This window comes from Sneathiella aquimaris (assembly GCF_026409565.1).
Taxonomy (GTDB): Bacteria; Pseudomonadota; Alphaproteobacteria; order Sneathiellales; family Sneathiellaceae; genus Sneathiella; species Sneathiella aquimaris.
On sequence record NZ_CP112881.1, the window covers coordinates 1,924,448 to 1,944,645 of the forward strand.

The following is a 20,198-nucleotide window of genomic DNA, read 5'->3' on the forward strand; positions in this document are numbered from 1 at the left end:
ACATGCATATGGCAAATGAATATCGAAACAAACTGCATTTTCCATATGTTTCTTTTGTTTTTCTGATTTTTGGCGTGATCAGTTTCATCGAGCCTGTTTTTGCGGATAAGAAGCGCTTGTTCGTTCAAACATCTACCCGTGCAATAGAAGTTTCAGTTGATGTCGCCCAAACAGAAGAAGAGCGAAATCGCGGTCTGATGTTTGTTCAGGAAATGTCTGACGATGATGGAATGCTGTTTGTTTTTCATCAAAGCCGCCCTGTATCCATGTGGATGAAAAACACATTTCTACCTTTGGATATGCTTTTTGCAGATCGGCGCGGTAAAATTATTTATATCCACAGAAATGCACAGCCTCATGATTTGACGGTGATCACGCCCCCAATGCCCGTATTCGCGGTTTTGGAAGTGGTAAGCGGATTTGCAGATAAACACGGGGTGCAAATTGGTGACCGGTTGGTTTACAGTCTGTTTAAAAGGAACCTGTGAATTGGATAGAACGTGGAAAAAATAATAAAAAACAAAACTAGAAAGAGTGATCAGGGTATTCCAGAAGGGTTTACAGAAGTGACCGGCTTTGCTGCCTTTGCGACCAGAAATGGCCCTTATTTCGAAAAAATTGTCGACGACACCACTGTGATACGGGCGTTTCGATCAGATGAGAGGCACTTGAACGGCGTTCACTATGTTCACGGAGGGATGTTGATGTCGTTTATGGATTCAGCGCTCGCAAGGACCGTATTTTACAGAACCGGGAAACGATGTGTCACGATTAAGATGAATTCTGAATTTTTGTCCCCCGTCCGTGAAGGGGATTGGATTGAGGCACATTGTGAACTGGTGCGGGATACCCGATCCATAGCGTTTGTGCGGGGTATATTGAAAGTCGGGCGCCGAAAAGTCTTTATGGCAGACGCCCTTTTTCACTATATCAAGCGCGAACACGACTAAGAAAAATCAAAAAAAATGAAAAAAAGGAAAACTTTTTCTTGCAGGGTCTGTCGCAAAGGTGTAGATCATCGCCACCGACACACGGGGCATAGCACAGCCTGGTAGTGCGCTCGCTTTGGGAGCGAGAGGTCGCAAGTTCGAATCTTGCTGCCCCGACCAACAAAAAGCCTTTCAGGATCAACGTCTTGAAGGGCTTTTTTGTGTTTAAATCGCAGGATAAATCTGCGATTTTTTTGCAGGTGCGAAAGCCCGCTATTTACAATATGTTTCGAAATCCGCTAAAAAATAAAGGGACTGAACAACGAACCGGCTTGGTTTGATTGTTTGACAATAAGATCAACAACAAAATTTATTTGGCAGGGTATTATGCATTCAAAAACATCGCTTTTAACGATCCTTTTTCTTGGTGTTCTTACCATTGGGGTCACTCCATCCCTCTCAGTCGGTGCAAATTCTGCTATGCTTGCGGGAAATATGCAGATTCTTGAGCATGGGACAGGTTCTCCCTCCGATATTTGTCATAACGAGCGTAAATCAGGAAGTTTTGACTGCCGGTAATTCGTTAATCAGGCAATATTGATGTTTTTTCGATTAAAAACGGTTTTTTGGTCGAAAAAACAGGCCATCAGGATAAACGCATCTTTTAATTGCCGTTATTTCTAAATAAATTGTAGGGGTAACATTGAATTGGGTGGGAGACACAATGATCGCAATGTTTGGGAAGTTTGTTAAAGGCGTGGCAATCGGAGTTGGCCTTAGTGTCGCGGCGACCGTTGCACAGGCCGATGTCATAACCGGATTGAAACCAGCAAGCCCGCAGCCAGCTGCCTCTGCCCTGAAACCGGGGTTGGCCGTTCAATATTATGGTGCGAAACTTAACAGTATTCGGGAATTCATTGAATGGATGGAATATGACAAGGGCAAAGCCGGTCCGCCAATCCCTCAATTGAACTATCAGGTGGGCCAGGGGCCTGTCCTCACGGCAACTGCGACTGATATGGTTGGCGCCGATATTACAGGCTTTATCAATTTCGAAAGGTCTGGGCCTTATACCTTTATGGTACATTCCAATGACGGTGTTCGTCTGACCATCGGGGATAAAATGATTTACGAGGACCCCGAGGTCCATGCAGATCGTTTTTCTGATGAAATAACGCTTGAGATTTCTGAGCCAGGCTGGTATCCGGTGCGTGTTCTTTATTTTGAAAAGAAAAACACGTCCACATTGGAACTCTACTGGGATCCTCCGGGACCGGAAGAAGTTGATTATGTGCCAACAAAGGCATTTGCGCATATTGGGAAATGATGTGACATGAGTCTGAAAGCTAGAATCTATCGACCAGCTAAGAATGCAATGCAGTCTGGTCGCCGCAATATGAAAAAGTGGCGTCTTGATTACACGCCTGTTTCTGCGCGTCAAAGTGATCCCTTGATGGGGTGGACTGGGTCAGATGATATGGCCTCTCAAGTCAGTCTGAAATTTGATAGCAAAGAAAGCGCCATTGCATATTGTGAAGAAAACGGGATCGAATACACGGTGTTTGAACCCAAAGAACGCAAGCTGAATATCAAAACCTATGCGGATAATTTTTCTTTTAGCCGTGTTCGCGGCTGAATTTAGCCTTTAGAAATTCCAGGCCCCATAGCTCAGCTGGATAGAGCAACAGACTTCTAATCTGTAGGTCGCACGTTCGAATCGTGCTGGGGTCGCCAATTATTGCAAAGGGTTAGCGAGATTTAAGGAAGTCTTGCTAACCCTGTTTTCCATTAAAATTTTCCATCTTTGTTGCTCCGTTGTTCCCATTTTAGAATGGCAGCGTCGGCATTTACCCGCTTGTTTGCCTCTTCCGTATAGACCCTGATGCTCGCATCAGATGCATGTCCGATGATGGCCTTTATCTCCGCTGGCGTGCATCCTGCCTCGGCCAATCTCGTAGCAACGGTTGTGCGCAATCCGTGAATGGTTAGACCTTTCCCGACAAGCCCTTTTTTCAGCGGCTTATCTTTTGTCTTGTCAAAGTTCGTGTTCAGTCCACCTGGCGTTAAAGACATGACTTTTTTGCCGGTTACGATGGCGAGCGCCTTTTTCTTTGCTCCATCAAGGATAGGTTTAAAATCTCTGTGAATCGGAACCCACGCCGGGTCACCGGTTTTCTGCTGGTCGATATTGATGTGACGGCCATTATATGCGCCTCAAAGCATGGCAGCCAACTCTGACCTTCTAACACTGCAATATCCAGCTAGCGTAACAGCAAGCCTTGGATCCATCAGGCATAGGGGCACGACCACACTTGCTGGCCATATTTTAAATACTCGTTTTCAAGGCTGCATGCAGAATAGGTTTGGCGTTTTAAGGGACCGGATGCCTGCAAAGGATAACGGTTTTCCTTTTAACGAAATTGAATGCAGGAAAAAGATTTTTGGGTTTCCTTTGATATTAAGTAGCGGACTTCGTTCTTTCTGTCTGAGGGAAGCTTAAGTCCGTTCTTTATCAAAGTAGGCGGTCTGGGCGATACAATAGGATTGGATACGGCGGGAAGGTGATGGTCTTCTGACCCTATATCGATCCGATGCCATGGTTCGGTGACACTTGAGAAACCCCCACAATTTATCCAAAAAACGTTGCTCTTCTTTGGACGGGTTAATTTTGTTCCATATAAGACGGTCGGACACTGGATTATTGGGTTTTAATCCTGCCTTAAGCGTGTGACTAAATCGCCGAAATCAAAAGAGTTGTAGAAGCCTCTTTCGTTTACCAAAAAATTTTTCATGAGGCCTTTGGGTACGTAATCCGCCTTTATTCGGCGGATAAACAACATTATAGAATTGTGCTTTATTTTGGCAAAAAGATGAAATTGAACAGGTAGTCGCCGCGGTTATCCACATGGTTCCCTTTGTAGTGGGGGGTGAATTTGGTCAATACATCGCCGTCGAGAAAAAAGCCTTCATAACCATAGCTTTCCACCTCATTCACCAGATCATTTAGTGTCCGCTTGGTATGCAACTCCTCCATCTCGATGATCAGGATGGGGTGGCAACGGGCGAGGGTTTCTTTCGCTCCCTCAAGAACGGACATTTCAAACCCTTCCACATCGATTTTAATAAAGCCGATATTTTCGAATTCATAGTCGTCCAGTTTACGGGTTTCGACATTGATTTCCTGATGGTCCTTTTCGGCAATGACGGTAGAGAGCGAAGCCCCCTGATTGGAGTAGCTGCCATTGGACCGCTTCGGGATATACATTTTGCTGGTGCCCGTTTCGTTGGACAACGCGACGGGATGGGTTTCAACGTTATCAGGGGCACAATGCGCCAGAACTGCGTACATTTTCGGGTTGGGTTCGAACGCATGAACTTTTGGACAAAGTTTGGATAGTTGAAAGCTCCATACCCCTTTATTAGCACCGATATCCAAAGCAATACTATTTTGACGAACCAGAAATGGTAGCATCGCAATTTCTTTTTCACCGCGCCGCAATTCCTTCCATGTTTTATATCTGATATAAAGTGAGGCAGGTACAAGCCATTTCTTCAATTGTTCTTCGAAGGAAAGAGGCGGTGTCCAAATTTCTGTATTGTTGGTCATATAATTTTCGCTTGTAGGAAAGTTGGTGGGGATCATACCCTACAATGACGGCAAGAAGTACCTGAAATTAATGATTTCTTCTGTTGTCTGTATTCAAGCGCTTGCAAGCCTTTCATAACAAGATTGTCCTTTGTAAAAAAGGGGAAACCCAATGACAGAACAGCCTGGTACAATGTTCGATTACTTCAAAGTAATCGTCGAGAATTTTTCGATTTGGCCGTTATTGGCCATTGCAGCCCTTATCTGGATAGGGCGACATCCAGAGTTTCTGGAACGCCTTAGTCGTTTTAAACTAGGCGGTTTGGAGGTGGAACTGGAAAAACTGCAAAATGAAGTCCGGGAAAGTCGGGAAGAAATTGCGGTTTTGGAAAATGAACTCTCCCAACAGGAGAAACGGGTTAGGGCGATCCTCAATAATTTCGACGAACATGTCCCGGTCCCCGAACTTGAAGAGACACGGCAGGCCTTAAAAGCCGAGGCTCGAAATCTGGACGATATGGATGTCGTCAAGCACTGGCTGAGAGACGGGGCGACATCTGCCGAAATTTATGCCGCTGCGGTGGCGCTGCGTGAAAGGCCAATGCCTTCGTTATTTCCAGATACGATCAATTGCCTGAAACGATTGGCGGAGGATGACAATTTACTGGGGGTCCGACTGCATTTTGTTTGGACGCTGACCAGTGCCGTGCATAAAATCCTGATTACAGATATGAAACATTCCGCAGAATCTTCGATTTCTAAAAAACACCTGAACGACGCGAAGGAAATCCTGCTGGTCCTTGAGAAAAACCCACGCGTTCAGGAAGATCGGCCAGATGCACCCAAAGCGGGGATTCGGGGTCCTTTGGGACATGCGCTGACCTGGATCGAAAAGGGACTCAAATAGACCAACCGGTTAATGAAAGATCGGGTTTGCCGAATATGCTGCCCGGGTGTCTTCTGAACGGTTGCTGGCCTTTGCAAAATTCTTACGCACGACTTCAAGTGCTTGTTTTCGAATTGGCAGCCAATGCGCGGCAGCTGCGAGTGCCGCGGACCATTGACGTATAACGGGAAGGGCAAGACGGGTGCTTGTTGGCTCTAAAAAGGAAGAGAGGAGTGGGGCGATCTCGTATTTCTTGCCAACTTGCGCCAATCCCAATGATTGCAATATGCGCCATTCATCAGCGGAAATACCCTCGCAGCATAGGCAGCGAATATCGACGGTGCGACAATTTCCGGTAATGAGAAGGGTCATGAAATTATCCAGACTGATCATACCATCCTCAACTTTTGCAAGGCGATAGGCATCCTTCAGAATGTTGGAAGCAGGGTCTTGTTCCCGATACCTGTCCGCCCAATACCGGACACTCCAAAGGGTAAGTTGCTCGGCAAAGCAGAGGGAATTCAGGGAATTTGGAAGGTCAGTTTCGCGTTGCATGACAAGCCCGTTGATAAAGTCAGATGATTATAGCTTCGAGTGATAATTTAATGATAATGATAATGATAATCATTCGCAAATAAGTCAAGCCATTATCTGTCTTTCAAATACATGCGGCCTTAACGGGGGTGTCGATCAGGGAATAACCACGGGCCAGTTCACTAACAGCTGGGTGCCCAAAGGCTTTGAAGAAAAAGAGCCTGAAAGCCGGAGGTGGCCGCATTCGCGCAAGCGGGAAAGGGCGGCACCGGCTTTTGGAGAGCTTATCAGGTGTTGGAAGACGCCTTGGACTGGATGTAGTTTTCCAATCCCATTTTTTCGATCAGGCCCAATTGCTTTTCAAGCCAATAGGTGTGATCTTCTTCCGTATCTTCCAGAAGGCTGACTAGAATTTCACGGGATTGATAGTCCTGCTCTTCTTCACAAATCCTGATGGCTTTTTTCAAGGCTGCAACCACTGACAATTCAGACTTCAAATCATTTTGAAGCATGGTTGGAACATCTGTTCCGATCAATAATGGATCGCGGGCGCCTACTTGCGGAACACCTTCCAAAAAAAGGATCCGTTCGATCAGTTTCTTGGCGTGTTCAAGTTCTTCTTCAAACTCGTGGTGCAGACGTTCATACAGGTCGCCCAGACCCCAGTCGTTATACATTTCAGAATGGACAAAATATTGGTCCGCGGCGGTCAGTTCTCCTTTTAACAACTCATTGAGCTGGTCGAGAACCTTTTTGCTTCCTTTCATTTGTCTACTCCTCAGGATGCTTGAGTTTGAATGTAATTTTGAAGGCCCATGGTTTTTATCAAGCCAAGTTGAATATCAAGCCAGTCCATATGCGCTTCCTGCTTGGTCTGGATTTCTTCCAGCATGTCTCTGGTTACATAATCCTGGCATGTTTCACACAGAGCGATTGTGGCCTTTTGCGCTTCATGCGCGCGGGTGTCCATTTTCAGATCGCTGGAGAGGATTTCGCCGACGTCTTCACCGATCATAAGCTTTCCCAGATCCTGTAAATTGGGTAATCCTTCCAGAAACAGAATTCGTTTTATGACCTTGTCGGCCATCTTCATTTTCACGATCGACTCTTTGTATTCTGCTTCCTCCAGCTCTTCCAATCCCCAATCTCCCAGCATCCGAGAATGCAAGAAGTACTGATTTATTGCAGTCAGTTCATTCTTTAAAACAAGATTCAACTGCCGAATAACTTTCATATCGCCCTTCATTAGTGCCTCCCAAACAGTCTGGATTTTACTTTAGGTTTTTTTGCATTTAAAGTAAATAAAATCCTTTAAAAACAACATGTTGATAGTGGTTTTGAGAAGCATTAGTAAGATTGCACATGCCCCGTGTTTCGCCTGATTTATTCAGTGTTTCGCTGTTTTCCAAGTTATAGTCGGTCTTCAGGGTAGAGGGTACCCGGAATGTGGCGGGGGAAGAATTTAAACAGTTGTTTTCTATATTCATGTGGCGGAATGCAGGCTGCAAATTTGACCACTGGTTATACTGTTTTGTTGGAGCCGATATCGGACAGGGAATTCTGCACTTAAAAAGGCTGGTTGCTGTGACGGCGACCCTTGCTTCAAATCCGAACCGATACAAAAAAGCAGATCAGTTTCCGAATGGTCCGCCCTTGTTTTAAAGACAGCGTCGGGTGGATACGATTTAGGCAACAAAAGGTTCTTTGTGCCAAATCAATGAAGAAAAGAGAAAATTTATCAGAATTGGCCGAAGATTTCTTTTTATATAACCGGTATGATTTCAGCGTTTACGGCTTGACGCAGGGTTTGCTTTAAAAAATTTGATTCCATTTTTAACGCGTGTCGCAGCTTAAGATTTGTTTTTGTACCTATAACTGCAGTCGAAATATGACAAAAAGATTATGCCGAAGGATGTGGTTTTTCACCTAAACGTATTTTCTGGCAAACTATTGTAATAAAATGATAATTTTATCCTAGATTAACTTAACATTTCTGTAATTGACTGATATTTTTTGTTCTGTTGAGGTAAAAAAATTATAAGAAAGTTCTCCTGATGCGTGCTTTGATAGTTGATAATTCTGAAATCTGTAGGCGGGGCTATAAGGTAGCTCTGGAAGAGAAGTTTGACGGATGCACAATTTGTGAAGCAAGTAACCTGCGTGAAGCGTATCAGTGTATCGATGATCACGGGGTCGACATTGTTTTGCTGGGACTGCAGGATGGCATGACGTTTTCAGATGTGGATATGGTGCGCCTGAAGGAATATGCTTGCAACACACCAGTTCTGATCGTTGGAAATGCAGTATGCCTGAAAATGGTCCGTGAGGTTTTTGAGAATAATGTAAAAGGCTTTCTCGATCGTTCCGCATCGTCCAATGTAACAATGGCCACCATTGACCTTGTATTGGCTGGTGGGCAGTATTTCCCGCCCGAGGTTTTTAGTGGCCTTCAGGAGGTCGATAAAGAAACCTCAATCGAACAGTCAACACTGCCGCATCCTATCATGGAGTTGTTAACACCACGCCAGGTCCAAATCCTTCAAGCCATATCAGAGGGCAAATCGAATAAGGACATAGCACAATATCTGGGGATTTCAGCAGGTACAGTGAAAGTTCATGTTTCAAATCTGATGAAAAAATTGAACGCAAAAAATCGTACTCAGGCGGTTATGATGGCAAGTGACCTTTATTCGGTGCAACAGTAATTTTTGTACTGCAAGAACAAAGTTCAATTGAGTCGGACCTTAAGCCGAGTTTTCTGCTGCAAAGGGTAGAATATGGCTTTCTGGCAGGCTTTGATCCGCTACCAGCTTTATAAAACCAATGACAACCTTTTCTATTTCATGATGTCCACAAATGTAAATGGGCTCAGGGGTTAATAGTTGGTGGCCCTGACTTAAATTGATTTCGATACTATAGGTGACTTTCTTTCTGTCTGATGGGGCCGCGATTGTAAAATGCCAGCCGATATGTTGTTGGTCCAACGCAGATGTGCAGATGGGCAAGGTAATGATATCGGTTGGGCCGCTTATGTTGTTGCCGATCATGAGAGTACCCTGAAACGTGCCGGAACAGTCATGGGATGTTATCTGGTAGGTGCTGGGATAATCTGTTTTAAGATTTAAAGACAGGCAAACGGGCTCACTGAGTGGATCGAAACAAACCTCTCGAATTTCTCTATTTGGCATGTTGCTTCACTTTGGTGTCATTGATCGTGTTTTTCTGCGCCCATTTACAATTCAACACTAATTTAAATAAATGTCATGATCCAATTGGCTTAATGGCCGCCTTTAAGGTTGTTTTTTTTATGGTTGATACTAACATCTACTGCTTAGGTCCATTGGTATGCCGTTTGTTGCAAGAGATGAGAGTGAATGTCGTCACGCCTTTATTTATTAGGACATTTCAGATGGGAGCCCGTTGAGGGTGAGCCGTCACCGCAGTTGCGTCAGAAAACAATGGCTATTCTGGCGATGCTTGCGCTTTCACCCAGTGGTGTACTCAGACGGCAAAAAATTGCGGATGTCCTTTGGGAGACAGGTAAAGACCCCAAGGCAAGTTTGCGGCAGGCCGTCAAAGAAATTCGCGAAATTGAGCAAAGCGTGGGGAGTTCAATTTTTACAGCGGACAAGCACTATTTAAAACTGGACCTGAACACCTTATGGGTGGACGCGCGCCTCGCCAGTTATTGCGCCAAACAATTTGACCCCTCTCTGGCTGACCAGATTCTTCAATGCGATTTTGGAGAATTGCTGATGGATTGCGCTGTTGAGGGTGACGCTTTTGAGGAATGGTTGTTAATTGAACGATCCCGGACAGAACGCGATTTGTTTCGGTCGTTTGAGCTGTATCTGGACTATACCCGCGAACATGCGGCTTCCTCCCATAAGAGCCGTCATATTGCATCGGCATTATTACGCATAAATCCGTCAGACGAGCAGGCCCATCACGCGCTTATTCAAAGTTATCTGTCTGATAATAATCGGTCTGCGGCTGTCCAGCAGTTTGACCGTTATAAAAACGATCTGATGACAAATTTTGGTGAGGAACCTTCTGCCGAGATCTGTGCCTTATTGGATAAGGTTGATATCGGGCAAAAACTTGCGGTCGCCAGTACAGAAGTTTTGCGGAGTGAAAATACGGGGCCAGAGAGCAGCCTGTTGCGTCCGGTTATCGAAATTTGCCAGTTTCAAACAAACTCCATTGAGACAGATGTTGAGTATTTTTCTCAAGTATTCCGAGCGGATCTTTGCCAGCAGATTTCCTGCAATCGGCGTTATTCCATCCGGGATGGCGCTTTTCTGACGGATGGTTTTTCCAGCGGTATTTCTAATAAGTCGGAACAACCGCCTGTCAGCTATATTGTGCGGGCAACAGTTGTGACTGACGCTCAGAATATTTCTATTCTGGTTCAACTTCTGGAAGGAAGCAGTACTGATATTTTGTGGATGAAACGGGTCGTTTGTAAAAAATGGGAAGCTTTACAACAGTTGCAGGGTGAGGCTATTCAGGCAGCGATTGAGCTGATCCGGTTTGTCGAATTGCAAGAACTGGAACGGGCAAACCACACTGAGGAAGTCCGGCTTACGGCGCGTCAGTGTGTCAGTAGAGCGCGACTGACAATGTTCAAATTTACGCCAGACGCTGTGCAGACTGCGGAAAAATACCTGTTGCGGGCGCTATTGATTGAACCCAAATATGCCGAAGCCATGGCGTGGCTCGCGTTTCTGCGATCTATCGAAATCGGGCAGGGATACCGATCAGACAATTTTTCGGTTGATGAAGAAATCCGCGCCCTGATGCAACGGGCAAACGAGCTAAGCCCCAATGATGACAATGTGTTATCGATCTTTGGTCATCTGGAAGCTTTTGTTCATCACGATTTTAAAGGGGCAATTGAATATTTTGACCGGGCGATGAAGTCAAACCCGAACTGTGCCTATGCATGGGGCTTTAAGGCGATTACATTATGTTATCTGGGGCAGTCCGATGATGCATTGGCAAAGCTTGAAAGATGCCGTCAAGTAATGCCGTTTGATCCCCATCCATATTATTTCGATACAGCGCGGTGCATTGCGAGCATGTTGTCCGGGCATTTTGAAGAGGCGGTTCGGCTGGGTAAACAGGTATTACGGAATAGTCCGAACTTTCACGCTAATTATCGTCCGCTCATTTCAAGCCTGGGTCATTTGAACCGACATAAAGAAGCGGAACAACTCATTAGTAAATTTAAAGAATACCAACCGGATTTCTCCGTTGGATGGCATCTTAAAAATTATCCTCCCCTGACCGAAGACAAGAACGATCTTTACATTACCGGCCTGCGCAAGGCAGGGGTGGGTGAATAACACGCTTATTTTCCATTCACGATTCAATTCGCTGCTTTTCCTATAGTAAGTGAGTTGATGTGTTTTAGTGGAGGAATCTACTCGTGACCGATTTAGGTTTTGATTTATTTGTACGCGGTTCTAATCGTTCCAGTGAAAAGAATGATCTGGAAAGATCCTATGAATTGGATGTTAAATCTAAAGGGATTGGATCCCCTTTACGGAAGAATAGGCAAGCGGATAATCAGCGGAGGAAGGCTCCTCAAAATAAATCTTCAAACGGATTTTACGATACCGCGCTTGGTATTTTATATACCCTGACCCCTGCAATTCTTATTCTGGATGGTCATCGACGGTTGGTTTTCGCTAATCGGGATGCCGAAAAATTGCTGGAGTGGGGGGACGTTATCGCACTGGACCCAAAAGGGAAGGTGTATTGTACCGACGAAGTCGCACAACAATTTCTTATGCAATATCTGATGAGTTATAAGAAAAGCGAAACAAGTTCCGGCGCAATTGATGACGGTTCGTTTGTGATCCCTAAAGCAGATGGCTGGCCAATGATTGCGATGGTCGGTCATGATCAACTTGAATCATTGGTATCAACCGAATTTGACACGGATACCAGTGATTATATTACTTTACTTATCCGTGATCCTAATGGTCGTCACCCGGCACAAACCCAGAAACTAATGGAGTATTTTGGGTTAAGCCAGGCAGAAACCTGTGTCGTGGAACAGTTGGTAAATGGTGAGAGCACGGACAAAATTGCGAGAAACAGGGGTGTCAGTGTTGTTACAATCCGCAATCAATTGAAGTCTGCTCAGAGTAAATTGGGGGTAGCAAGGCAATCTGAACTTGTTTCAATGCTTCTGAGATATTTCTCCTGATGTGAATAAACATAGCTGGTATTATTTTCATCGATCGGGCCTGCAGGAATGCAGGCCCTTTTTTTTGTTTGGCGCACGGGATAAAAAAAGATCGACTTGTCCTCGGGCAAGCCATTAAAGTTCTGTTCGCGGAGGAATAAAATGATTGATAAGCAGGACTTGGGTATTTTCGACTATATTGTAATTGGAGCCGGTTCTGCTGGCTGCGTGCTGGCTAATCGATTATCTGCCGACCCGAAAAACAAAGTATTGTTGCTTGAAGCGGGGGGGCGGGATACCTATCCGTGGATCCATATTCCCATTGGATATCTGTTCTGTATGGGGAACCCGAAAACAGACTGGATGATGAACACAGAACCGGATAAAGGTCTGAACGGTCGTGCCCTCAGTTATCCAAGAGGCAAGGTTCTGGGTGGGTGTTCCTCGATAAATGGTATGATTTATATGCGCGGCCAGGCCCGCGATTATGACCAGTGGCGACAATTGGGGAATACCGGGTGGGCATGGGATGATGTTCTTCCGTATTTTACACGTTCTGAAAATCATCATAAGGGCGAAAACGACCTGCATGGTACAGACGGTGAATGGCGGGTAGAGCCGCAACGTCTGTCTTGGGAAATACTGGATTCATTTTGCGATGCGGCCGAGGAAATCGGGATCCCGAAAACGGACGATTTCAACAGGGGAACCAATGAAGGGGCTGGATATTTTGAAGTAAATCAGAAAGCAGGTGTCCGTTGGAGCACTGCAAAAGCGTTTTTAAAGCCAGCCGAAAAACGGACTAATCTAACGGTCCTGACCCATGCACTGACAGAAAAGCTTGTGATTGAAGAGGGACGGATTTCAGGTGTGCAATTTACCCTGAGCGGCAAACCCAGTATTGCACGGGCGGGCCGGGAAGTTATTTTGTCGGCGGGCGCGGTCAATTCGCCTAAAATACTGGAACTATCCGGTATTGGTCAAAAAAGTCTGTTGGATCAATTCGGGATTGAAACAGAGCTTGACCTTCCCGGAGTGGGAGAGAACCTGCAAGATCATTTGCAGATCCGCACTGTTTTTAAGCTTAAGAATGCCAAGACGCTGAATGAACAGGCGAATAGTCTGTTTGGAAAAGCAAAAATGGGTTTGCAGTATCTGGTAAATCAGTCCGGGCCATTGTCTATGGCGCCAAGCCAGATGGGTATTTTCGCCAAGAGCGATCCATCTTTGGAAACACCTGATCTGGAATATCACATCCAGCCACTCAGCACTGACAAACTGGGGGAACCTCTTCATCCTTTCCCGGCCGTTACAGCTTCTGTTTGTAATTTGCGGCCTCAAAGCCGAGGAAGCATTCATCTGAAATCTGTCGATCCGGAACAGCAACCAGCCATTGTTCCAAATTATTTATCAGACGAAGCAGATAAACGGCTTGCGTCGAAAAGTATTCGTTTGACCCGTAAACTGATGAGCGCAAAGGCTATCGCAAAATATGAACCCGAAGAGTTTCTGCCCGGAGCGTCCATTGAAAGTGATGAAGAGCTTGCGGTTGAAGCTGGAAATATCGCGACGACAATTTTTCATCCTGTGGGAACCTGTAAAATGGGACAGGATCCGATGGCGGTCGTGGATGATCGTCTAAGGCTCCGCGGTCTTTCTGGTTTGCGCATTGTGGATGCCTCCATCATGCCAACGATTGTGTCAGGAAACACCAATTCCCCGGTTATCATGATTGCTGAAAAAGCATCCAAGATGATTTTAGAGGATAATAAGAAGCCTTAGCAGGTGCTATTAAGAATAATTCGCAATTATAATTGACAGACGCTTTCGCAATTGATAATCATTCCTAAATTAACCCGCTGTTAAGAATGAATGATGAAACACGAACAATCACAAGAAAGCACAGCCAGGATCGCCCAGGATCTAAGGTGCGGTAAAATCCGAACAGAGGATCTGTTCGGTAATTCCAGTGAATTGATCATTCTGCACGAACAGCAGGAATATCGCATGAGGATCACTGGAAACGGGAAACTCATATTAACAAAATAGGCTTATTGCAGCCACCCAGCCAAGCAAACGAGTAGCCAGGCAGCCAGCGATAAGAGCCAATACGTACAAAGGAAACTTTTTATGCGTGGTTCTTTGCGTGTGGTCATTAAGGCTGCATTATTATCGACGACCATTCTAACCCCTGCAATGGCAGAGGAAGTACAGCCAAATACCGAGTTGGACGCGGTGACAGTATATGCAACCCGTAGTCCTCAATCCACATTTAATGTCCCTTCCATGGTGGGGACGGTGGATTTGGAGGACGCTGGAAACGCGACTTCCGGAAACCTGAATGACATTTTAAAACATCAGGTTGGCGTTGAAGTTGGTGGTGGTCCGCGCTCTTCCAGTCAGACTGTTCGTATCCGCGGATATTCTGATGATGCCGTTATTACGTTAATCGATGGACGGCGTCAGCAATTTCAGTCCGGCCACGATGGTCGGCAGTTTATCGATGGTTCCCTGTTGAAATCTGTTGAAATCGTAAGGGGGTCTTCTTCTTCGATTTACGGCGGGGGCGGTATCGGGGGTGTTATTGCTTTTAAAACAAAAGAAGCTGCTGACCTCTTGTCGCCTGGTGAGAATTTTGGTGTATCCAATTCCATTCTTTTCAGGACGGCCAATAATAATTTTACTCCGAACGTTACGGCCTATGGACGCACCGAGATGCTCGACGTGGTTGGCAGTTTATCCTATCGCCGGTCTGGTGATGTGGAACTTGGAACAGGTGAAGAGCTTGCAACGAAAGAACGCATTTTAAACGGATTACTTAAGGCAGGCCTGACGTTTGCGGATTATCATACGGTGAATTTAGAAGGTGTTTACTTCAAAAATGACGGCGAAGAGCCAAATAATTCCAACTCCACCGGTGTGGCCGTCAAGAAGGATATCAGCGACTATCAGTTTAGCCTGAAATATGCGTTCGAAGATCCTGCCAATGACCTTGTGAACCCAAAGCTTCATCTATATTTCAATCGGACACAAACTGACGAAGAGGATATCACGGGAGCCAATGCCGGGCGCGTCCGTTCAAGAGACTTTAGAACTTTAGCGTTCACGGCGGATAATCAAAGCAGGCTTTCGGTAAGTAAAAATCAGACACATACCTTTTCTTATGGCGCAGAATTTTACCGCGATACTCTTGATCCCTCCAGCACGACGGGGACCTTTGACGGGGTTCCCGATGCATCCTCCAGGACATATGGGGTTTATATTCAGGATGAGATTTCTTTCGACACGGACGCAGGTAAGTTTCTGATCATTCCGGCCCTGCGTTATGATCACTATAGTAGTGATGATGCAAACGGGAACAGCCAAAGTGAAGGGGCTTTTTCGCCCAAATTAGCGGTGAGTTATCGGCCGATACCATCCTTCATGGTGTTCTCCAGTCTGGCCCGTGCGTTTAGAGCGCCCAATCTTACGGAAACTTATGCAACCGGTCTACACTTTCCGGGCGGGGGACCCATACCAAATAACTTCTTTGTTCCTAACCCGGATTTGAAGCCTGAAGTGGTCACCACGTTTGAAATTGGGGCAGGAATTGATCTTCAGAACGTGCTGTCTGAGACAGACAAATTGCAAATCAAAGGCTCCGCTTATCAAAGCTGGGGGAAAGATTTTATTGCGCTGAATGTGGATGCTTTTGGCGGTACAACCGAAAACACCAATATTCCAGATGCCGTTCTGTTTGGCTGGGAAGTGGAAACGGCCTACCAGTCGGGACCACTGGGCGCGAAAGTAGGACTGTCCTATATCGAGGCTGAAAATGACAATACGGGCGAATATCTGGGGAATTCCACACCCATCACATTGATTACGGATTTGAACTATACCGCAACGTCCCTTGATAGCGTCTTTGGTTGGAGAGGTCGTTTTTCCGATGCCAATGACAAGGTGGGCAATAATGATACGCCGACAGACGGATATGCTGTGCACGATCTTTATTATCGCTGGGCGCCAACAGACGGGCAGTTTCAGGATGTAATGGTGGATTTCAGTATCTCCAATCTTTTTGATGCTGAATATAAACGGATCGGTAGCTCAGTTGAAGAAGAGGGGCGAAGCTTCAACGCGAAGGTTACCTATAAATGGTAACGATGGTTGCAGAACAGACAGATACGAAGAGCAGGTGGCTTTGCTACCTGTTCCTCTCTGTCGTGCTCAATCTAGGATTAATCCGTGTGGTGGATTTCTCAGTTAAATCACCGGTTCTGGAGATCGCGAAACCGTTCCAGATTACGTTCAGCAGCCGGGCCCGGACTATAGACGCTGTGTCGTCACTATCGGTCCCACGGAGCGACGCCAAAAAAACAAAAGTGCCAGTGCCAGCGCCAGTGCCAGCGCCAGTGCCGGTGGACCCGGAGACTACCAGGCCACCCTCAGGTGCCAAGGCCGTTCAAACAAAACCGGTCCTGGATGTTGTGATGCAAAAAGCCGCACAGAAAACGATCTCCATAAACAAAAAACCGGGAGTGATCAAGGAAGCGTCTTTGCCGGCCAGAAAAGAGACACGTTCTTTTCCTGAACCGACGGATCCGGGTGTGCGTCCTTTCAAGAACGCGTCCGTTCATGCGGTTCCTATGCCCCGTCGGCGCCCAACATTAATTGAAACATCCCAGGCAATTCAAACAGAACCCGTTGAAAAGACAGTTCCGGAACAGACTGTAAATAAACAGAAATTTGCGCCTGTTAAAACGGCTGCGTTGGTAGAAAAGTTAGCTGGACTTGCACCATCAAAGATCGGACACACTCGGCAAGAGGCAAAAGCTGGAGATCAAGGCGACGCGGATGCCAGTATTATCGGCACCGCTAATTATCGGCGTAAAACCCCTTTGCGATATCCAAAGCGCGCCCTTGATCTTGGTCAGCAGGGCACGGTGAAACTTCACGTGCGCATCACCCCGGATGGAACACCAACCGAGTTAAAGGTTGCCCGATCCTCTGGTTATCGGTTGTTGGATAAAGCAGCGTTGGCTGCAGTACAGAAATGGGAGTTTGTTCCCCGCAAACAGGGGGCAACAACGGTCGCCAGTTGGGTCAGTGTACCTGTGGACTTTGTTATTCGATAAATGGCTATCAAAGCATTTTAAAGGAACTAAAGATGAATGCAGAACAGATTAAAAACGCGTTGGTAACAGTGCGCGAGGAAAACCCCGGGATCAGGGCGCGTGATGCTGCACAGAAAATTGGTGTTTCAGAAGCAGAGCTTCTTGCCGCGCAAGTTGGACACTTGGTTGTTCGGCTGAATAATGAGCCAATTGACATTCTGAAAGCGTTGGAGGCTGTTGGTGAGGTGATGGCGCTTTCTCGAAATGAACACTGTGTTCATGAACGCAAAGGGGTTTACAAAGACCTTAAAGTGTTTGGAAAAGGGGCTGCGCAGCATGTTTTAATGATCAACCCGGACATTGATCTTCGGATTTTTATTTCCAACTGGGCCTTCGTTTTCGCTGTGTTGCAAGACGGGGATACCGGACCGCGGAGCAGTCTGCAGTTCTTTGACAAAGAAGGGGCGGCAATTCACAAAGTTTATCTGACAGAAGCGTCTAACACAGAGGCATTCGCTTCTATTGTCAAGATATTCACAGCCGACGATCAGACAATTCCACTCGACATACAGGCCTATGAAAAAACGGCGCCGCAACAAGAAGACGGTGACGTTAATTGGCCGAAATTTCGCGAACATTGGGAAAAAATGCAAGATGTACATGAGTTTTTTCCTTTGCTTCGTAAATTCAAAATCTCCCGATTGCAGGGGCATCGCCATATCGGTGAAGATTTTGCGCGCAAGGTGCCGAACTCTTCGGCGCAGACCGTTTTGGAACTCGCCGCGTCCAACGATTTTGAAGTAATGGTTTTTGTTGGCAATCGGGGCATTGTTCAAATTCATACAGGCCAGATCAACACGTTAAAGGAATATGGGGCCTGGTATAATATTTTGGACCCCAAGTTTAATTTGCATCTCGATCAAAGTGGAATTGCTGAAACTTGGATCACTCGTAAGCCAACGAAAGATGGCCTGATCAGTTCAATGGAGGTTTTCGACAAAAATGGCGACCTGATCGTAACCTTTTTCGGCAAGCGTCAGGAAGGCAACCCAGAGCAGGCATTGTGGCGGGAAATCCTCGAAGAAATCACTGACAAAGAGGCGCAAAATGCCGCTTGATGGGTTTGAAAAGCTTGGGCCAATGGGAATTCCGTTGGTCCTATGCTCTGTTCTTGCTGCGATGGTTGTTCTGGAGCGCCTTGTTTACAGCCTTAAATTCGGGCGGCAGAAGAAAAAGGTTCTGTCTCGCTTGAACAAACTTCTTTCTGACCATGCTGATTGCAGCAAACCCTTGCGGGATGAAATTGTCAGTGATGCTCTGGAAAAACTGAGGGTTCAGTCACAGTCCGGAATTCGGTTTTTACGGATCATTGCGACCCTCAGTCCCCTTATCGGATTACTGGGGACGATTTTGGGCATAGTCACTGCGTTTAAGGTGATCGCCAGTCAAACAGGACCTGTCTCACCAAACCTGATTGCAGACGGATTGTGGGAGGCCATGTTGACAACGGGCTTTGGATTATTCATCGCACTTCCGTCGATTTTTCTGGCCTATCTTTTTCAGTATTTTTCCGAGCAAAGACTGGCAGCCTTGGCGAGTGCGTTAAACGCTGCCTCGTTGGAACAGGAAGTCATGAAGGAGCGGGCGGCAATGTCGGCTGGTAGTGGCGTGCCTACGCCGCGGGACCAGGCCGCATGATCCAGCTTCGCACAGAACAGGAGCATGGTGCGGGTCTTGTCGATCTTGCGCCGGATCTTACGCCCATGCTTGATATATTGTTTATCCTGCTGGTGTTTTTCATGCTCACCGCAGGAACGGTGCTTCAATCCTTTGAAGTCACCTTGCCAGAAGATGTGACGGATGAGATGCCAACGCTAAAAGTATCGAAACCGATCATAATTGAAATTAAAAAAGACGTTTATATCGTTGATAAAAAACAAATAAATGAATTTAAAAATTTGAAAATATCTGTTCTGGAACTCGTCAAGCGCAATCCCGATCAGGAACTGGTGATTGCGGGAGACAAGGATGTCTCCATCGATCGCCTCTTGGGCCTTCTTACCTACCTTCAAACCCAAAATATCAAAACCGCCAATATCTTAATGACACGAGGAACGGGTCAATGAAACTGTTAAATCTAACATGCCAATCCATTCTGGCCCTGTTCATGATGGGCGGCATGGTAACGGCAGAGGCTCCCGAAAAGTTGGTGACTGTAGGGGGCGCAATCACTGAAATTGTGTACGCTCTCGGTTCGGGGCATCAGGTGGTTGGGAATGATACAACCAGCTATTACCCGCCAGAGGCCGCACGCCAGCCTAAAGTCGGATACCAAAGAGCCTTGTCGGCTGAGGGGATTATCTCACTTGCCCCGGACCTTTTATTGCTCTCCAGTGATGCAGGGCCCGCCCCGGTATTAAAACAGCTTTCCGCCATTGGTTTGGGACAGATTGTTATACCGGCCGCCCATACTCTGGAACAGACCTTTCTGAATATCGCCGACATTGGAAAAGTGTTGAAGCGTGAAAAGGAAAGTGCCCATCTATTGAAAGCGCTGCGGCTGTCACTTGAAGATTTAAAAGTAAAAAAACAAACCAATGCGGGCAGGCCGAAAATCTTGTTCATGATGAAGCATGGCGGGGGCCCGATGATGGTTGCGGGTCAGGAAACAGCGGCGGAAGGCATTATTTCTTTGGCGGGCGGTGAAAATGCTGTGTCAGAATATTCTGGATTTCGGCCCTTAACCGCCGAGGCGATTATTCAGCAGGCGCCTGATTTTATTTTGACCACGCATTCGGCCCTGCAAGGCGCCGGTGGGATTGATGGTCTTCTAAAAGCACCGGGTGTGTCCCTCACACCGGCGGGGCGTTCAAGGCAGGTGATTGGCATGGATGCGTTGTTACTATTGGGGTTTGGACCCAGAACCATCAGTGCGGCGCACACTTTATTTGACAAAATTCACTAGGCCTAA

At 46.4% G+C, this 20,198-nt stretch carries 23 protein-coding genes and 2 tRNA genes; 19 read left to right on the forward strand and 6 right to left on the reverse strand.

The annotated features are described in order from the left end of the window. Nucleotides 1–8: 8 nt before the first annotated feature. From OIR97_RS09125 to OIR97_RS09155, 7 genes are all read left to right on the forward strand, one after another. Complete coding sequence (locus tag OIR97_RS09125; RefSeq protein ID WP_169545337.1) at nucleotides 9–488, forward strand: DUF192 domain-containing protein; 480 nt, start codon at nucleotides 9–11, stop codon at nucleotides 486–488. Nucleotides 489–500: 12 nt separating this feature from the next. Beyond that, nucleotides 501–950, forward strand: coding sequence for a PaaI family thioesterase (locus OIR97_RS09130; RefSeq protein WP_169545338.1), 450 nt, complete (start codon nucleotides 501–503; stop codon nucleotides 948–950). 82 nt (nucleotides 951–1,032) lie between these two features. Beyond that, a tRNA-Pro gene (locus OIR97_RS09135) sits at nucleotides 1,033–1,109 on the forward strand. A gap of 207 nt (nucleotides 1,110–1,316) precedes the next feature. Further along, nucleotides 1,317–1,508 carry a hypothetical protein gene (locus tag OIR97_RS09140; RefSeq protein WP_169545339.1) on the forward strand — a complete coding sequence of 64 codons (192 nt, stop codon included), beginning with the start codon at nucleotides 1,317–1,319 and terminating at the stop codon, nucleotides 1,506–1,508. Nucleotides 1,509–1,653: 145 nt separating this feature from the next. Further along, nucleotides 1,654–2,256, forward strand: a complete 603-nt coding sequence (locus OIR97_RS09145) for a PA14 domain-containing protein (RefSeq protein WP_169545340.1) — start codon at nucleotides 1,654–1,656, stop codon at nucleotides 2,254–2,256. Nucleotides 2,257–2,268: 12 nt separating this feature from the next. Next, a complete protein-coding gene (locus tag OIR97_RS09150; protein WP_169545857.1) occupies nucleotides 2,269–2,565 on the forward strand; it encodes an NADH dehydrogenase ubiquinone Fe-S protein 4 in 297 nt (98 codons plus the stop codon). A gap of 21 nt (nucleotides 2,566–2,586) precedes the next feature. After that, nucleotides 2,587–2,663, forward strand: a tRNA-Arg gene (locus OIR97_RS09155). Nucleotides 2,664–2,717: 54 nt separating this feature from the next. Here OIR97_RS09155 and OIR97_RS09160 read toward each other — a convergent pair. Further along, nucleotides 2,718–3,002, reverse strand: a complete 285-nt coding sequence (locus OIR97_RS09160) for a site-specific integrase (protein WP_169545341.1) — start codon at nucleotides 3,000–3,002, stop codon at nucleotides 2,718–2,720. A gap of 781 nt (nucleotides 3,003–3,783) precedes the next feature. Then, nucleotides 3,784–4,536, reverse strand: coding sequence for an FkbM family methyltransferase (locus tag OIR97_RS09165; protein WP_169545342.1), 753 nt, complete (start codon nucleotides 4,534–4,536; stop codon nucleotides 3,784–3,786). A 151-nt stretch (nucleotides 4,537–4,687) separates the two neighbouring features. Here OIR97_RS09165 and OIR97_RS09170 point away from each other — a divergent pair, with 151 nt between their 5' ends. Continuing rightward, on the forward strand, nucleotides 4,688–5,422 hold the full coding sequence (locus OIR97_RS09170) for a hypothetical protein (RefSeq protein WP_169545343.1): 735 nt from the start codon (nucleotides 4,688–4,690) through the stop codon (nucleotides 5,420–5,422). Nucleotides 5,423–5,431: 9 nt separating this feature from the next. Here the strand turns inward: OIR97_RS09170 and OIR97_RS09175 are convergent, their stop codons facing one another. The 3 genes from OIR97_RS09175 to bfr (OIR97_RS09185) form a co-directional block, all read right to left on the reverse strand. Next, complete coding sequence (locus OIR97_RS09175; protein ID WP_169545344.1) at nucleotides 5,432–5,956, reverse strand: hypothetical protein; 525 nt, start codon at nucleotides 5,954–5,956, stop codon at nucleotides 5,432–5,434. 266 nt (nucleotides 5,957–6,222) lie between these two features. Continuing rightward, nucleotides 6,223–6,702: a bacterioferritin gene (gene bfr, locus OIR97_RS09180; RefSeq protein WP_169545345.1), complete on the reverse strand. Its 480-nt coding sequence runs from the start codon at nucleotides 6,700–6,702 to the stop codon at nucleotides 6,223–6,225. 11 nt (nucleotides 6,703–6,713) lie between these two features. Next, on the reverse strand, nucleotides 6,714–7,181 hold the full coding sequence (gene bfr / locus OIR97_RS09185; protein WP_169545346.1) for a bacterioferritin: 468 nt from the start codon (nucleotides 7,179–7,181) through the stop codon (nucleotides 6,714–6,716). An 808-nt stretch (nucleotides 7,182–7,989) separates the two neighbouring features. Between bfr (OIR97_RS09185) and OIR97_RS09190 the strand changes: the two genes are divergently transcribed. Continuing rightward, nucleotides 7,990–8,640: a response regulator transcription factor gene (locus OIR97_RS09190; protein WP_169545347.1), complete on the forward strand. Its 651-nt coding sequence runs from the start codon at nucleotides 7,990–7,992 to the stop codon at nucleotides 8,638–8,640. A gap of 39 nt (nucleotides 8,641–8,679) precedes the next feature. Here OIR97_RS09190 and OIR97_RS09195 read toward each other — a convergent pair whose 3' ends face one another. Further along, entirely contained in the window at nucleotides 8,680–9,123 is a 444-nt protein-coding gene (locus tag OIR97_RS09195; protein ID WP_169545348.1) for a hypothetical protein, read from the reverse strand. 186 nt (nucleotides 9,124–9,309) lie between these two features. Between OIR97_RS09195 and OIR97_RS09200 the strand changes: the two genes are divergently transcribed. The 10 genes from OIR97_RS09200 (at nucleotide 9,310) to OIR97_RS09240 (ending at nucleotide 20,192) form a co-directional block, all read left to right on the forward strand. Then, nucleotides 9,310–11,283 carry a BTAD domain-containing putative transcriptional regulator gene (locus tag OIR97_RS09200; protein WP_169545349.1) on the forward strand — a complete coding sequence of 658 codons (1,974 nt, stop codon included), beginning with the start codon at nucleotides 9,310–9,312 and terminating at the stop codon, nucleotides 11,281–11,283. An 83-nt stretch (nucleotides 11,284–11,366) separates the two neighbouring features. Continuing rightward, nucleotides 11,367–12,152: a helix-turn-helix transcriptional regulator gene (locus tag OIR97_RS09205; RefSeq protein ID WP_169545350.1), complete on the forward strand. Its 786-nt coding sequence runs from the start codon at nucleotides 11,367–11,369 to the stop codon at nucleotides 12,150–12,152. 141 nt (nucleotides 12,153–12,293) lie between these two features. Further along, complete coding sequence (locus OIR97_RS09210) at nucleotides 12,294–13,913, forward strand: GMC family oxidoreductase (protein WP_169545351.1); 1,620 nt, start codon at nucleotides 12,294–12,296, stop codon at nucleotides 13,911–13,913. 93 nt (nucleotides 13,914–14,006) lie between these two features. After that, nucleotides 14,007–14,180 (forward strand): hemin uptake protein HemP, encoded by a 174-nt coding sequence (gene hemP / locus OIR97_RS18795; RefSeq protein WP_169545858.1) that lies wholly within the window; start codon nucleotides 14,007–14,009, stop codon nucleotides 14,178–14,180. A gap of 81 nt (nucleotides 14,181–14,261) precedes the next feature. After that, the gene (locus OIR97_RS09215; RefSeq protein WP_169545352.1) at nucleotides 14,262–16,274 is read left to right on the forward strand and encodes a TonB-dependent hemoglobin/transferrin/lactoferrin family receptor; all 2,013 of its coding nucleotides are present in this window, start codon (nucleotides 14,262–14,264) and stop codon (nucleotides 16,272–16,274) included. Further along, complete coding sequence (locus OIR97_RS09220; protein ID WP_169545353.1) at nucleotides 16,268–17,248, forward strand: energy transducer TonB; 981 nt, start codon at nucleotides 16,268–16,270, stop codon at nucleotides 17,246–17,248. Before OIR97_RS09215 ends, OIR97_RS09220 begins: the two co-directional genes overlap by 7 nt. Nucleotides 17,249–17,280: 32 nt before the next feature. Beyond that, nucleotides 17,281–18,345 (forward strand): hemin-degrading factor, encoded by a 1,065-nt coding sequence (locus tag OIR97_RS09225; protein ID WP_169545354.1) that lies wholly within the window; start codon nucleotides 17,281–17,283, stop codon nucleotides 18,343–18,345. Next, complete coding sequence (locus OIR97_RS09230; RefSeq protein ID WP_169545355.1) at nucleotides 18,335–18,925, forward strand: MotA/TolQ/ExbB proton channel family protein; 591 nt, start codon at nucleotides 18,335–18,337, stop codon at nucleotides 18,923–18,925. Before OIR97_RS09225 ends, OIR97_RS09230 begins: the two co-directional genes overlap by 11 nt. Next, nucleotides 18,922–19,353 (forward strand): ExbD/TolR family protein, encoded by a 432-nt coding sequence (locus tag OIR97_RS09235; RefSeq protein WP_169545356.1) that lies wholly within the window; start codon nucleotides 18,922–18,924, stop codon nucleotides 19,351–19,353. The genes OIR97_RS09230 and OIR97_RS09235 overlap by 4 nt, the downstream gene beginning before the upstream one ends. Next, on the forward strand, nucleotides 19,350–20,192 hold the full coding sequence (locus OIR97_RS09240; protein ID WP_169545357.1) for a heme/hemin ABC transporter substrate-binding protein: 843 nt from the start codon (nucleotides 19,350–19,352) through the stop codon (nucleotides 20,190–20,192). The genes OIR97_RS09235 and OIR97_RS09240 overlap by 4 nt, the downstream gene beginning before the upstream one ends. Nucleotides 20,193–20,198: the final 6 nt, after the last annotated feature.